14 protein-coding genes and 1 pseudogene are annotated in these 15,061 nt (G+C 39.2%); 11 read left to right on the forward strand and 4 right to left on the reverse strand.

Annotation, left to right across the window (positions count from 1 at the left end; genetic code table 11):
- Positions 1-28: 28 nt before the first annotated feature.
- Entirely contained in the window at positions 29-883 is an 855-nt protein-coding gene (locus EGS71_RS02150; protein WP_000331394.1) for a helix-turn-helix domain-containing protein, read from the forward strand.
- Here EGS71_RS02150 and EGS71_RS02155 read toward each other — a convergent pair.
- Entirely contained in the window at positions 880-1,275 is a 396-nt protein-coding gene (locus tag EGS71_RS02155; protein ID WP_001983845.1) for a winged helix-turn-helix transcriptional regulator, read from the reverse strand. The genes EGS71_RS02150 and EGS71_RS02155 overlap by 4 nt on opposite strands.
- A 95-nt stretch (positions 1,276-1,370) precedes the next feature.
- Here EGS71_RS02155 and EGS71_RS02160 point away from each other — a divergent pair, with 95 nt between their 5' ends.
- The gene (locus EGS71_RS02160) at positions 1,371-1,979 is read left to right on the forward strand and encodes an FMN-dependent NADH-azoreductase (protein WP_000771649.1); all 609 of its coding nucleotides are present in this window, start codon (positions 1,371-1,373) and stop codon (positions 1,977-1,979) included.
- 90 nt (positions 1,980-2,069) lie between these two features.
- Here the strand turns inward: EGS71_RS02160 and chrA are convergent, their stop codons facing one another.
- Positions 2,070-3,419 carry a chromate efflux transporter gene (chrA, locus tag EGS71_RS02165; RefSeq protein WP_001186391.1) on the reverse strand — a complete coding sequence of 450 codons (1,350 nt, stop codon included), beginning with the start codon at positions 3,417-3,419 and terminating at the stop codon, positions 2,070-2,072.
- Between the two features lie 241 nt (positions 3,420-3,660).
- On the opposite strand from chrA, the gene EGS71_RS02170 reads away from it, so the two are divergent.
- From EGS71_RS02170 to EGS71_RS02205, 8 genes are read left to right on the forward strand one after another with little or no spacing between them, the layout of a single operon-like run.
- Positions 3,661-4,404 (forward strand): GntR family transcriptional regulator, encoded by a 744-nt coding sequence (locus tag EGS71_RS02170; protein WP_000080813.1) that lies wholly within the window; start codon positions 3,661-3,663, stop codon positions 4,402-4,404.
- A gap of 28 nt (positions 4,405-4,432) precedes the next feature.
- On the forward strand, positions 4,433-6,166 hold the full coding sequence (locus tag EGS71_RS02175) for a fumarate reductase/succinate dehydrogenase flavoprotein subunit (RefSeq protein WP_000448791.1): 1,734 nt from the start codon (positions 4,433-4,435) through the stop codon (positions 6,164-6,166).
- Between the two features lie 20 nt (positions 6,167-6,186).
- On the forward strand, positions 6,187-6,432 hold the full coding sequence (locus tag EGS71_RS02180; RefSeq protein ID WP_000864072.1) for a 4Fe-4S dicluster domain-containing protein: 246 nt from the start codon (positions 6,187-6,189) through the stop codon (positions 6,430-6,432).
- A 19-nt stretch (positions 6,433-6,451) separates the two neighbouring features.
- Complete coding sequence (locus tag EGS71_RS02185; RefSeq protein WP_001249628.1) at positions 6,452-7,882, forward strand: ABC transporter substrate-binding protein; 1,431 nt, start codon at positions 6,452-6,454, stop codon at positions 7,880-7,882.
- 34 nt (positions 7,883-7,916) lie between these two features.
- The gene (locus EGS71_RS02190; RefSeq protein ID WP_000096310.1) at positions 7,917-8,771 is read left to right on the forward strand and encodes an ABC transporter permease; all 855 of its coding nucleotides are present in this window, start codon (positions 7,917-7,919) and stop codon (positions 8,769-8,771) included.
- 1 nt (position 8,772) lies between these two features.
- The gene (locus EGS71_RS02195; protein ID WP_000028991.1) at positions 8,773-9,612 is read left to right on the forward strand and encodes an ABC transporter ATP-binding protein; all 840 of its coding nucleotides are present in this window, start codon (positions 8,773-8,775) and stop codon (positions 9,610-9,612) included.
- Positions 9,609-10,607, forward strand: a complete 999-nt coding sequence (locus EGS71_RS02200) for a HEAT repeat domain-containing protein (protein WP_000011851.1) — start codon at positions 9,609-9,611, stop codon at positions 10,605-10,607. The genes EGS71_RS02195 and EGS71_RS02200 overlap by 4 nt, the downstream gene beginning before the upstream one ends.
- Entirely contained in the window at positions 10,591-10,872 is a 282-nt protein-coding gene (locus EGS71_RS02205) for a gamma-butyrobetaine hydroxylase-like domain-containing protein (protein ID WP_001167102.1), read from the forward strand. The genes EGS71_RS02200 and EGS71_RS02205 overlap by 17 nt, the downstream gene beginning before the upstream one ends.
- Before the next feature lie 39 nt (positions 10,873-10,911).
- On the opposite strand, the gene EGS71_RS02210 is transcribed toward EGS71_RS02205, so the two are convergent.
- The gene (locus tag EGS71_RS02210) at positions 10,912-12,198 is read right to left on the reverse strand and encodes an MFS transporter (RefSeq protein ID WP_000222733.1); all 1,287 of its coding nucleotides are present in this window, start codon (positions 12,196-12,198) and stop codon (positions 10,912-10,914) included.
- A 518-nt stretch (positions 12,199-12,716) separates the two neighbouring features.
- Between EGS71_RS02210 and EGS71_RS02215 the strand changes: the two are divergent.
- A pseudogene (locus EGS71_RS02215) lies at positions 12,717-13,976 on the forward strand (TonB-dependent siderophore receptor); the annotation flags it as partial.
- On the opposite strand, the gene EGS71_RS02220 reads toward EGS71_RS02215, so the two are convergent.
- Positions 13,968-15,058, reverse strand: a protein-coding gene (locus EGS71_RS02220) for an IS4-like element ISAba1 family transposase (protein ID WP_085940413.1) whose coding sequence is annotated in 2 segments (ribosomal slippage) — positions 13,968-14,518 and positions 14,518-15,058 — 1,092 coding nt in all. Because the reading frame shifts where the segments join, the coding sequence is not laid out codon by codon here. The pseudogene EGS71_RS02215 and the gene EGS71_RS02220 sit on opposite strands and share 9 nt — an antisense overlap.
- Positions 15,059-15,061: the final 3 nt, after the last annotated feature.

Genomic DNA, 15,061 nt, shown 5'->3' on the forward strand with positions numbered 1-15,061 from the left:
AGCTCAATCATATTCGTTTTAATTTTGCATGGCTTATCAAACTTTAGAACAGCTACAGCAGTCTAAAGCCAAGCTTCACGAAACTGTGGTGCTTGATGAAAATATGCAACTTGCATTTTGGTCTAATCAGCAAGATCGTGTAAGTGTCTGTAGCGATCACCACACTTTAAGTCTTTATATTCAAGATGGCTATGAAAGCTATCAAAAAACACCTGCGGGCTGGAAAAACGGCGGTGGGCCGGGTCGTTTTTGTTTGTTGCCTGAACATCAGGAGTCTACTTGGGACATACGTGGTGGGCTTAAATTTGTCCACTTGTACTACACCGATCAACATTTGCGTGATGTTGCTGAAAAAATATGGGACAAAGAACCGAATCAAATTGAACTAAACGAAGTTGTTTTTAACGATGACGAAAAGATTCGAGCGCTTTATCAATTCTTCTTGTTAGATTGCGATTGGCAAGATTCTTCAAATCATTTGCAAATGAGTACAACGGCAAGTTTATTGTTGAATCACTTAATTCGAAAATATAGCAGTGTTCAATGGCAACAGCCTACTATCAAGGGTGGGCTGGCACCTCATAAACTCAAATATATTCAGGAATGGATTGAAGATCATCTAGATCAGGCACTCACTTTGTCTGATTTGGCAAATATTGTGAATTTAAGCGAATACCATTTTGCTCATATGTTTAAACAGTCCATGAATATGGCGCCTCACCAATATGTCATGCAAAGACGCTTAACTAAGGCCAAAGGACTAATTCAGTCATCTCAGCTTTCTTTGCAAGATATTGCCCTAGTATGTGGGTTTAGTTCAGCAAGTCATTTAAGTCATCGCTTTAAACAATTTTATGGCATGAGTCCTTCGCAGTTACGTTAAGTGTCTAATGTAATTGGTTTCTCCTGAGCTGCATCAAATGCAGCTCTTGCCGCATCAATATCCGCAATATGCTGCTGAGCCCATTGGCCTAAAGCAATTACAGGCTCTGTAAGTGAATGGCCCAATGGAGTTAATTCATATTCAACATGAGGTGGAACTACAGGATAAACCGTACGTTTAACCAACCCATCTCGTTCTAAACCACGCAAACATAAGGTAAGCATACGCTGCGATATTCCATTGATACGTCTCTTTATTTCAGAAAAGCGATGAGGATGTGATGCAAGTGTCATTACAATGAGTATACTCCATTTCTCTCCAACTCTAGCCAACACTTGACTGACTCTTTGGCAATCTGAACTCTGAATATCATGAGGTATGGTTACAGTCATATTACTTGGTTCCCTAAATGTGCCTTCTTGTGCATAAGAATAATAGTAGTAACATAATTAGCTCAAGTAACAATTTTATACTGTAGGTATAAGCGATGAAACTACTTCAAATTGACACAAGTATTTTAGGTGAGCAGTCTGTTAGCCGCCAACTCACCTCATCTGTTATTCGTCAGCTCAGCACAGCTTATCCAGATGCAGAAATTATTCATCACGATTTTGCTTTAGAGCCAATTCCTCATTTGTCTGATGCTGAGTTTTTAGCATGGCAAGGTGTTGAACCTAATAATGAAACAGCGCAACAACGTGTTGCAAGAAACACCCAATATTTGGATGAGTTCTTATCGTCAGATATCGTTGTAATTGGCGCACCTATGTATAACTTTAGCTTCCCATCACAGTTAAAAGCGTGGCTTGACCGCCTATCTGTTGCTGGAAAAACATTCCGTTACACGGAAAACGGCCCTCAAGGTTTAGTAGAAGGTAAACGTGTTATTATTGCTTCTTCGCGTGGCGGTGTGTATTCAGAAGGTTCACCAGCCGAAGCTTTAGACTATCAAGAAACTTATATCAAAGCGTTTTTCAATTTTATTGGGGTGACTGATATCACTTTTGTGCGAGCGGAAGGGATCGCTTTTGGACCAGAAGCACGTCAAGCTGCCTTAGATAATGCAGCAGCGCAAATTGCCCAGTTAGCGGGTTAAAAATATAAATAGCCGAACAGTAAAGGAACTGTTCGGCCTTATTGAGATTATGATTTTGAAAAATCAATTCAATCAGTAAATAACTAGAAGCTAGAAGAAAGTGACTGCGAGCCCAACCAGTGCCGAAGCAAAAATGACATACAGCACGTTAATGTTAAATCGGAATAAAGCAATAAATGCAGCAACAGTAATGAGGGCCGCGACAATATCAAAATGGCCTGAAAAACCCTGTGGCCATAATACGTGATAACTAAAAAATAGTGCTAAATTTAAAATGACACCGACCACAGCCGCGGTAATTGCAGTGAGGGGGGCAGTAAATTTAATTTCGTTATGTGTAGATTCAATAATCGGTGCACCCGCAAAAATAAAGACAAATGAAAATAGAAAGGTAAACCAAGTCACAATGACTGCACCGAGTGCTCCAGCAAAAAATAAATGCTCAGAGCCAAGTAATGAATGATTGACGCCTCCTAAAAAGCCAACAAAGGCAACGACCATAATTAGTGGACCGGGTGTAGTTTCACCAAGTGCCAATCCATCAATCATTTGTGTAGGTGAAAGCCATCCAAAATGATTGACAGCCCCTTGATAGACATAAGGTAAAACCGCGTAAGCGCCCCCAAACGTAAGCAGCGCAGCTTTAGTGAAAAACCAAGCCATTTGGGTATAGGAATGATGCCATCCAAAATATGCGCCTAAAGCTAAAATTGGCAATAGCCATAAAGCGATTGCCACAAAAATAAGTTTAGCTAACCGCAACCAATGGAATTTAGCATGCTCTGGTGTCGGGGTATCATCATCAATATATGCCGGACCATAATCTTTTTGACTGGCTTTATGTCCAGCCGCTGAGGAAAATAGTTCTGGGTACTTTTTACTCGCTAAATAGCCAGTAATACCAGCTGATAAAACGATAAGCGGGAAAGGAAGCTTTAAGACAAAAATGGCAAAAAACGCTGCAATTGCGACGACCCATAAAAACTTATTTTTAAGCGAACGACTACCTATACGGTAAGTTGCATGAAAGACAATTGCAGTGACGGCAGGCTTTATCCCGTAAAAAATACCTGCAATAACAGGCACATCTCCAAATTTTATATAAACCCAAGATAGCCCAATTAAAATAAATAAAGAGGGTAATACAAATAGAATACCTGCAACCAATCCTCCCGCAGTTCTATGCATAAGCCAACCAATGTAGGTTGCTAACTGCTGTGCTTCAGGACCGGGTAACAACATGCAGTAGTTCAGTGCATGTAAAAATCTTTTTTCGGATATCCAGCGCTTTTGCTCAACGAGTTCCTGATGCATCACAGCGATTTGTCCAGCTGGCCCCCCAAAGCTAATAAAACCAAGCTTGAGCCAAAATAAGAAGGCTTGCCAGAAGGTGACTTGTTCCACTGAATCATCAGGGGTATTTAATTGTTTTTGTTGCATATTATCCCCTAAAAAATAATATTAATTTTTACGTTTATGGCATAACGGAGTATGTTTTATAGCATAACAAACACAAATGTATTTTTTATGATAACCATTCAACTTTTATAGATAACTATTTATTAATTTATTGATATTAAATGAAATTATTTTTTTAACTAAAGTTATCGCTTTAAATTATTTCCAAAGCTGAAACATTTTAAACATTATTTGCTCAAGTTGTTATAACAGGTTGTGAGCCGTGAGCCAGCTACCCCAAGATCCCAAAAATCACAAGCCTCTTTACGATCAATTAAGGGAACTCATCCTTAACAAAATTGTAAATGGTGAATATGCCGTACTGAGCCAAATTCCATCTGAAAACGAGTTTGCTGAAGAATTTGGTGTAAGTCGAATTACAGTTCGGCAAGCGCTCAACCAATTACAGTTGGAAGGCTATATTTTTAAGGTGCCAGGTAAAGGGACCTTTGTAAGCAAGCCAAAAACGTTCCAGAACATCTCAAGTTTGCAAGGTTTTGCAGAAGCAATGTCATCTGCTGGTCACGAAATTTTAAACCGTGTCATCTCCGCCGAGCTTAAGCAGATCCCGATGCACGTTGTGCCCAAATTAAAGTTACCTGTTAAAGCCAATGTGTATGAAATTCAACGTGTCCGTTTACTCAACCGTCAGCCAGTGTCGTATGAGTTGACTTATTTGCCTGAACATATTGGTTTGAAGCTTAAAGAGAAAGCGATTGATTTACGTACAACCGATATTTTCAAGGCATTAGAACAAGAGTGCGATATTCCTTTGGGACATGCGGATTTAAGCATTGATGCCACGGTAGCAGATGAAGAGTTAGCGGCTTTGTTGCAAGTCGAAATCGGAACTCCGGTATTACGGGTCGAACGTTTGACTCATGACGCAAATGGCCAACCAATTGACTATGAATATCTCTATTTCTCGGGCGATACCTTCCAGTACCGTTTACGTATTCATCGTTAATAACTCAAATAAAAATAAGGAATATTCAATGGAAACTAAATATCTTGAGTTTGATATTGTGGTGATTGGTGGTGGAACTGCAGGGCCAATGGCTGCGATTAAAGCCAAGCAAGAAAACCCGAATTTAAAAGTCTTGCTCATTGAAAAAGCGAATGTAAAGCGCAGTGGGGCGATTTCAATGGGAATGGATGGGCTGAATAATGCTGTCATTCCGGGCTATGCAACACCTGAGCAATACACCAAAGAAATTACCATTGCTAATGATGGGGTAGTTAACCAAACCACTGTATATGCATATGCAAAGCATAGTTTTACAACCATTCAACAACTCGATCAATGGGGTATTAAGTTTGAAAAAGATGAGACAGGCGAATTTGCAGTAAAAAAAGTACATCACATGGGTGCATATGTTTTACCAATGCCCGAAGGTCATGATGTTAAAAAAGTTTTATATCGTCAGTTAAAGCGTGCTCAAGTCAAAATTAATAATCGCATTGTCACCACAAAGCTTTTAAAAAATGAACAAGGTGCAATCAATGGTGTACTCGGTTTTGATTGTCGTAGTGGTGACTTTTATGTCATTAAAACGAAAGCTGCCATTTTATGTTGTGGTGCCGCAGGGCGTTTAGGTTTGCCAGCTTCCGGCTATTTAATGGGCACTTATGAAAACCCAACCAATGCAGGTGACGGCTATGCAATGGCATACCATGCAGGTGCTGAGCTTGCTAACTTAGAATGCTTCCAGATTAATCCATTGATTAAAGACTATAACGGTCCGGCTTGTGCCTATGTGACTGGTCCTTTAGGAGGTTATACCGCTAACAGTAAAGGTGAACGTTTCATTGAATGTGACTACTGGAGTGGTCAAATGATGTGGGAGTTTTACCAAGAACTGGAAAGTGGTAATGGTCCTGTTTATTTAAAAGTAGATCATCTGGCCGAAGAAACCATTCAAACCATCGAAGAAATCTTGCATACCAATGAGCGCCCAAGCCGTGGACGTTTTCATGAGGGCCGAGGAACCAATTACCGTCAAGATATGGTGGAAATGCATATTTCAGAAATTGGTTTCTGTAGCGGGCACAGCGCTTCTGGCGTATGGGTCAATGAAAAAGCTGAGACTTCAGTTAAAGGATTATACAGTGCTGGCGATATGGCGGCTGTACCTCATAACTATATGCTTGGTGCATTTACCTACGGATGGTTTGCGGGTGTAAATGCCGCGCAATATGTGAATGCAATTGAAGATAGCGAATTAAACCAAAGTGAAATAGAAGCAGAAAAAGCTCGAATATTTGCGCCACTGGATTGCTCAGAAGGTTTACCTCCAGAACAAGTGGAATATAAGCTGCGCCGTTTTGTAAATGACTATTTGCAACCGCCTAAAACTCGCCAAAAAATGGAAATTGGGCTCAAGCGCTTTGAAGAAATCAAACAAGATATTAAGAGAATTTCAGCAAGAAACCCTCATGAGCTGATGCGTGCCGCTGAAGTTTCTTTTATTCGAGACTGTGCTGAAATGGCAGCAAGAGCTTCATTGTTTAGAGAAGAAAGTCGCTGGGGACTGTACCACTATAGAGCTGATTTCCCTCAAAAAAATAACTCGGATTGGTTCTGTCACACGCATTTGAAAAAAGATGAATACGGGAACATGGTCAGTTTCAAAAAGCCAATCGAGCCTTATGTGGTTCCGATTAATCAAGATGAAGCTGTGTCGTATGACCGTTTACGCATTCAAAAAGATGTTGCTCTAGCAGACTAAATAAATCAGGAATTCAAATCATGGCTTTTATTTTTAAAGAAGTACAGCACCGTACTGCCGCACCCGTCATTATCGATGAAGATAAATGTATTGCTGATAAAGGATGCACTGTCTGTGTAGATGTTTGTCCAATGGATTTATTGGCAATCGATCCAACAACTCAAAAAGCTTATATGCAATTTGATGAATGTTGGTATTGCATGCCTTGTGAAAAGGACTGCCCAACAAATGCAGTCAAAGTAAATATCCCATACCTACTCAAATAATTAATTTGGAATACGTAACATGAGACAAAATAAATTGATCAATAAAAAACTATTACTCAGTAGCTTAATTGGTGCCATGGTACTCGGCACTTTGGGGTGCGGCAGTAAAACAGAAACTGTGCGTGTCGCCATTGGTACACAAGACACGACCATTAACTGTGCAACAGGTGGGTTGCTGATTCGTGAATTGAATTTATTACCAAAATATTTACCCAAAGATGGTGAATACAAGAATGTTAAATATGACATTCAATGGAAAAATTTTACCTCTGGTGCACCACTTACCAGTGAGATGGTGGCTGGACGTCTAGATTTGGGAGCAATGGCAGACTTTCCTGCTGTTAATAATTTAGCAGCATTTAAAAAAGCTGGGAAAGAAAGCATATTTTTAGCCCCTTTGTCAGGCAGTATTAATGGTAGTGGGAATGCGATTGTTGTTCCAATTGACTCAAAAGTAACATCACTCAAAGAACTAAAAGGACAAACCATTTCCGTACCTTTTGCTTCAACTGCTCATGGACTTTTGCTACGAGCAATTCAGGCAGAAGGCTGGCAACTTGATAAAGATATTAAAGTGATTGCTCAGGCGCCAGAAGTGGCGGGACCTGCATTAAAAAGTCATAAGATTGCTGCACATGCTGACTTCGTACCATTCGGAGAGTTATTTGCTTACCAAGGTTTTGCTAAAAAAATCTATGATGGTTCACAAGCAAAATCACCTACATTTCATGGATCACTTGCGAGCAAGGATTATGCACAGCAGCATCCAGAAGTTATAAAAGCCTATTTACAAGCAACTATTGAAGCGAATCGTCTAATTCAGGAACAGCCAGAAAAATATAGTGAACTTATTGCTGAAAAAACAGGTATTCCTGCCGAAGTTGTTTATCTATTTCATGGCCCTTTAGGTCTGCAAACTCGTGACTTAACGTGGAAACCTGAATATCGAAAAGCGACTCAAATTGCGATAGATACCTTAAAAGTTTTAGGAAAAAACGACGGTACGCTTGATGTAAATAAATTTATTGATGACCAATATATTAAGGACGCATTTCAAGCATCTGGACTTAATTACAGCCAGCAATTGGCTGACTATACAAAATCACCTTTGGTTGCCAATGACGCTTTAACTGGCCAACCCATCAAAACATTTGATCGGGTGACTCAAATTTGGGTAACGGGTGAAGAAAAAGTTCGTAGCTACGAAACGCCTGAGCATGCTTTTTCTGATTTAAAGAAAATACAAGCCGATGGAAAAACGGTGCGTGTGGTTTATAGCCAAGATCATCAGTCCGACATTAAGTTACTTGCTAATTTAGCATGGTATGCCACAGACAAAGCAGGACAAATTCAAGCCTTTTTATTAAAAGATGATGCTGAAAAATGGGCTAAACAACAGGGCGGAAAAGTATATGACTTTAAAGCTATTCAGCTTGTAACACAGAGCTGATGTGTTGTCTTACCTAATGATCAGGAGGTGACAAATGAGTAGTTTAGCCCAGACAAAACCTAATAACCAAAGTACATTTTTGACTAAATTTTTTCAGCAGTTGAGATCATATCCGGCGCGTTTAAAAAGCTACGTGATTGCTTTTACATCCATAGCTTTTTGGATAGTCATTTGGCAAGGACTTGCTCAGTTTAAAGTAAATTTAGGCTTTGTGAACTTTAGCAATGTCCCGACACCTTTAGATGTCATTCATGCGCTATGGGCTTTTTTTCAACTCAGCGCTGCATTTGAACATGTTGAATCTAGTGTGTTTCGTGTAGTGATTGGTTTTGTGCTTGCGGCTCTAATTGGTGTAGGTATTGGTTTGTTGGCAGGACGTTACCAAAAACTGGCTGCCTTTCTAATGCCACCATTAGAAGTATTACGTCCAATACCAGCAGTTGCATGGATTCCTTTAGCAATTCTGATTTTTCCATCCTCAGAAGCTTCCATGATTTTTATTACCTTTATTGGGGCTTTATTTCCAATTTTATTAAACACCGTACATGGCGTTGGTGCAGTTGACCCAAGGCTCGTTGCGTCAGCGAAAAGTCTGGGTGCTTCTGATCTTGCCATTATTCATGAAGTCATTATTCCGGGCGCATTACCGAACATTATTACGGGTTTATCTATTGGAATGGGCACTTGTTGGTTCTGTTTAGTGACTGCGGAAATGATTTCTGGACAACACGGAATTGGATATTTCACATGGGAGTCTTTCACCTTGCAAAACTATAGCAATATCGTGGTTGGCATGGTGCTGATCGGAGCGTTAGGTATGTTTAGCAGTACATTGGTGCGTGTGATTGGAAACCGATTTACTCCATGGTATCAACTAAGGAAGTCTTAAAATGTCAATTACACAAGGCCATGTACGTATTCAAAATCTATCTCTACATTTAGGGCAAGCTAAAAATCGTTTTCAGGCATTAGATCGGGTTAATTTCGAAATACAACCGGGCGAGTTTATATGTCTACTTGGCCCGTCGGGTTGCGGTAAATCAACATTATTAGGTGCTTTGGCAGGGCATTTACCGATTAGTTCCGGGTCTTTAACGGTCGATGATGAATCGATATTTGAACCGCATCCAGATAGAGGTTTGGTGTTTCAGCAACATACCTTATTTCCTTGGAAAAGCGTGCTCGAAAATATTGCCTTTGGTTTAAAAATGAAAGGCATCGCCAAGCAAAAGCGTATTGAACAAGCTCAGAAAATGATTGATCTGGTCGGACTTAAAGGTTTTGAACATAAATTTCCAGCCGAACTTTCTGGTGGCATGCAGCAACGAGTTGAAATTGCGAGAGTATTGATTAATCAACCTCGCATTTTATTAATGGATGAGCCTTTTGGTGCCTTAGATGCTCAAACTCGTTTGAAAATGCAAATGCTATTACTCGAAATTTGGCAAGAAATCCAAACGTCGGTTTTATTTATTACCCACGATATTGATGAGGCACTTTTTTTAGCCGATCGAGTGTTGATTATGAGCCATCGACCAGGGCGAATTATTGAAGAAATTCCACTTAAGTTTGAACGTCCACGGGATGTTGAGCTTGTAACGAGTAGTGAATTTACAGCCATTAAAAAACATTGCATCCAAACGTTAAAAGAAGCCACTCAACAAGAAGAGTTAAGCCGTTTAAATCCATTAGGGCTTGGAAAGAAATCACAAATTAAGGAATACGAATGAGTTTTTATTATCAAGCTTTAGATGATATCGATGAATATAATCAGGAATTTCTTGCGCAGCTCAATCATGCAGATGAAAAGATACGCTTTGTCGCTTTAATGAATATTGGTGATGAAGAAAATCCGAGTTTACTTCCGTGGCTGCATGCAGCACTACAACACGACTCTTCAGCTTTAGTTCGTGAAGAAGCGGCAAAAAAACTAGAAAGCTGGGAAGACCCAACCAGTTTGCAAGTATTGGCTCAAGCCTTATTTGATGTTGATCTGAATGTGAGACAAGCTGCCAGCCAGAGTTTAAGTGAAGTCAAAAATGCGGCATCGGCCCAGATACTGGCACCGTATTTAAAGCATACGGATACTTTTGCTCTTGGTGCAATTCTGCGTGCTTTAAAAACTTTACGACCACAGCAATTATTTGAAGAGATATCTGCTTTGGTACACCACGAAGATGCATTTGTACGCCGTGAGGCAGTCAGTGCATTAAGTTGGTTACAACAAGACCAAGCAATTACGATATTGGCAAAAATTGCCGAAACAGATACAGATGATGAAGTCCGCCGTATTGCAACAGGTGGTTTAGCTTATGGTCAGAGTATATCTGCAGAGGTAATCCAAGCACTTCAACATTCTTTAACTTCGGAAAGTTGGCAACTAAGAGTTGAAGCTGCACTTACGATTGGAAAATTACATATCGTTCAGCTTGAAACTCCCTTAATTCATGCTTTATCTGACTTATATTGGCAAGTACGTATTGCTGCAGTTCGAAGCTTAGGATTACTCAAGTCGCGTCTGGCAGTAGCTCATTTGACTGATAACTTTAAACATGAAATTAGTAACTTGCGTAAAGAAGTCGCTTTAGCACTCGGTGAAATTGGTACAGCAGAAGCTCAGAAGCTATTGGAACAACATCAAAATGATCCAGATCCTGAAGTACGAAAAGCGATTCGTATTGGATTAAATCAAATTGGTGAGGTGAAGTATGCAAATCAGACCTGATATCCGTGTCGACACTATAAATAAGCAGGTTCACTTTATATGGACCGATGGCTCAAGCGTATGTCTGAGTCATCAAAGTTTAAGGGAAATTTGCCCATGTGGCTTTTGCCGAGCGAAGCGGATTAAACAAATTAAAATAGAGCATCAAAATGTTGAAGTGACAGCTATGTTTGATCAAGGTTATGGTGCCCAAATTTGCTTTAGCGATGGGCATGACAAAGGGATTTTTCCGTGGGCTTTTTTAAAAGAATTTGCTAAGAGCTAAAAGATGCCTTCTGCTTGGGACAGAAGGCATCTTATTTAATTAATGATCATGTTCTAAATAATCTGGTTTTTTCGGAAGCGCAAGGCTACATAAGAAACAGATAACCAGCATGACAATCACATATATAAAGAAGGTATTTTCAATTCCGGCAGCTTTAAACTGTAAGGCAACCGAAGGCGCAGAACCACCAAACAGCGCATTACCTACTGCATAAGAGAAACCTACACCTAAAGCTCGCACATGAGGTGGGAACATTTCAGCTTTTACCAAACCACTAATAGAAGTATAGAAGCTGAGTAACATCATCATAAAGATGAGTAGCAATGTAATGATGATCGGAGAATCTATATAGGCACGCATCCCGATCACCATGACGGGATAAATAAAAATGGCGGACAATAAGCTAAATGCCAACATTGAAGAGCGTCGCCCAATACGGTCCGAAATTGCACCAAATACAGGTTGAGCACACATATAGACAAATAGGGCGAAGGTCATGATATAACCAACTGTTTTTCCGTCCATCCCTAAGTTGGTTAAATAGGTTTTTGAATAAACGGTCTCTACATAAAACGTTAATGAACCAGCAGAAGTGTATCCAACCACCAATAAAAAGGTTTTCCAGTGCTTTTTAAAGAGTTCTCTTAAGCTACCAGACTCTTTTCGTTCGCTGTCTTGATGAGAAAGTGTTTCTTCTAAACGACTACGTGCAAGCAAAGATAAGATTGCTGCGATACCACCAATAACAAATGGAATACGCCAGCCGCCATCATGTAATTGTTGTTCACTTAAGAACGTCAACAAAATAACGCCCAGTAAGCTTGCAAGCAATTGACCACCAGAGAGAGTGACATATTGGAAAGATGAGTAAAAACCACGCTGACCTTTTAAGCCTAATTCACTCATATAAGTGGCAACGGCGCCATATTCACCACCCACTGATAAGCCTTGAAGCAAACGAACAAGGAGTAACAGAAAAGGGGCAAATAAACCGACTTGATCATAAGTAGGCAAAGCTGCAAATAAAAAGGAGCTTAAAGCCATCAGACAAATTGATATGATCATCGACTTCTTTCGGCCATGTCGATCTGCAATACGACCAAATAGCCAGCTTCCAATCGGACGCATAAAGAAGCTTGCGGCAAACACCCCCCAAACATAAATAGACTTGGTTGTGCTATCCATATCTGGCGCGGTTAAAGCTTGAGTAAAGTAAGCAGCAAATACTGCATAAATATAAAAATCAAACCATTCAACTAAATTACCAGAGGCTGCGCCTACAATCCCACGTATCCGGCTACGTTTTTCTTCCTGAGTATATGTCATATTACTTCCATCATTTTGTAGACAAAAACTAGGAACTTTTAGGTGGGCTAAACAGAAAATAGAATGAACTTTTTAAAAATCACTCAACCCTGAGCACGTCCTTAGAATTCCTAACCATTCATTTTTTCTAATTTTAAAATTCGATTCTAGTGAGATTACGCCCTTTTGTTCGATTTAAAGAGATTTTTACCAATGATCGAACACTTCCTTTTATTTAACTGAATAATTAATTGTTTTTAAAATCAGTAAGCTAATTTAATACCAGTATTTTTCTATTCTGTTTCTCCTTTTAAGTACTATTTTGAGCTTAAGTGTATTTTGAATATTTGATAATACTTAAAAAGTTATAGTATCAATTCCTAAGAAAATAAATGAAATTCATAGAATGATAAGTTGAAAAAAGTCGAACTAAATTCACTTAATCGAAAAAATACAGAATATGTTGTTTCTCAATATATGTAGCTGTATTCTTGCGTGGCTAAAAATCGGCTCAGCACTTATTTCTAGCGCTTCAAATTATGCACGGTATGGCAGGTAGTTATTCAATGGAAAGACGTTCGTTAAATCTTCACTTCATGACATGCTCTAAAACAGCATTGGCTTCATCTATTGCACTCATAACATCTGTCGTCTATGCAAATGAAGCGGAGGTTTCGCAGCTCCCAACCATTACTGTGAACGCTACACAAAATAGTGATGCACTATACACATCAAAAAAAGTGAGTTTATCTGGTTTTCAAACTGGTGATGTAAAGAAAGTCCCTGCATCTATTACCACCATTACATCTGAACGTATAGCAGATCAACACGCAAAAACACTGACCGATGTGATTAAAAATGATTCATCCTTAGGCGATGGTTATGCCGCTATTGGTTACTATCCAAACTTTGTAGCACGTGGTTTCGCACTCGATTTAGGCTCAAGCTATCTCATTAATGGCCATACCATACGTGGCGAACAAAATGTAGCTTTAGAAAATAAAGAACAAGTTGAAATTTTAAAAGGCATTTCTGCAATTCAAAGTGGAATGTCGACACCAGGTGGTGTGGTTAACTATGTAACCAAAAGGCCTGCCGATATTAAAACTATTACAGTCGATGCAAATTCAGAAGGTGGTTATACACTGGCAACGGATGTAGGCGGCTTTGTTAATGATAGTTTTGGTTATCGAATCAATTTAGCCCATGAAAGCATCCATCCAAATATTGATCACGCAAATGGTAAGCGTGAGTTTGGTTCAGTAGCTTTAGACTGGAAAATTAATGAGCGTTCTAAATTACTGTTTGATATTGAAGCTCAGCATCAAAGTCAACGTTCAGTACCCGGTTATCAACTGCTTGATGGGCAAGAAGTACCAACAAATGTAGATCAAGACCGTTTATTGGGTTACCAGTCTTGGAGTAAGCCTGTTGTAAATAACAGTCTAAATGCGAGTTTGAAATATCAATATGCATTTAACGATCAATGGAATGGTAGCTTAAGTGCGTCTCAAAGCCGTGTTGTGATTGATGATTATATTGTATTTCCTTATGGAAGTTATTACTCATCAGGTAATGAACTTGCAGTATTCGACAAAGATGGCAACTATGACATTTATGATTATCGCAGTCCAGATGATGCACGTATAACCAATCAGTTTGCTGCTGGGTTAAATGGTCAATTCAATACTGGCAATATACAGCATCAAATCGCTTTCGAATTACAACATACTTATAAAACTCTAAAACACCATACACCACTTAATGGATTTCTCTGTACACGACAAATTTCACAGAACCCTTATCCTATCAGGGTTCTGCCTTCTTAAAATTGCCAAAATTTCCTTAAACTCTTCTTTTTTCCCAAAACCAATTAAACGCTGAATCGCCATTTGAACATAGTCTAAACCATAGCGAAATAAACTCATTGAGAGTCGTCCATGCTTCTTTATTTTTATCGCTTTTTTTTGATCATGTTGCCATTCACCCGTTAAGTAACACCAACAGAAGCTTATAGCTAACACCGCAATCAATTTTTTCACTCGTCTAGGGTCTGTCAAGCGCGTATTTTCAAGATTAAACCCGCGTCCTTTGAGACAACTGAATAAGGTTTCAATTTCCCAGCGTAATGCATAATCCTGAATAGCATTGGCATTAAACTGAGGAGAAACGACGAGTAAAAGCTCTCCATTTTCTAACTGTAGTGCACTTATATATAGTTTCACCCGACCAACCAAAATCCGTCGTTTACGACATTCAATTTGACCAACTTTAAGATGGCGAAATAAATCACTAATTTTATGATTCTTTCCTAAATGATTGGTGACAATGAAGTTTTTTTAACACGAATGCAGAAGTTGATGTCTTGTTCAATTAACCATGTAAACCACTGCTCACCGATAAACTCTCTGTCTGCGAACACATTCACAATACGGTCTTTACCAAAAATGGCTATAAAGCGTTGAATCAAAGCAATACGCTCTTTCGTATCTGAATTTCCACGTTTATTAAGCAATGTCCAAAGGATAGGTATCGCTATTCCACGATAAACGATTGCGAGCATCAGGATATTAATATTTCGTTTTCCCCATTTCCAATTGGTTCTATCTAAAGTCAGTTGCACTTGGTCGAATGAAAACATATTGAAAATCAACTGAGAAATTTGACGATAATCAAAATACTGACCTGCAAAGAAGCGCTGCATACGTCGATAAAATGATTGTGGTAAGCACTTGATGGGCAAGGCTTTAGATGCAGAAGAAAGATTACATGTTTGCTTTAAAATAATCACAAGCATGATGAGCGCAAAGCACTTTAAATGTGACTTGTTCCATTTTAGATATTTGTTTAAGATAAGATATAACTCATTGAGATGTGTCATAGT

The sequence above is a fragment of the Acinetobacter sp. FDAARGOS_559 genome (genome assembly GCF_003940475.1).
Taxonomy (GTDB): domain Bacteria; phylum Pseudomonadota; class Gammaproteobacteria; order Pseudomonadales; family Moraxellaceae; genus Acinetobacter; species Acinetobacter baumannii.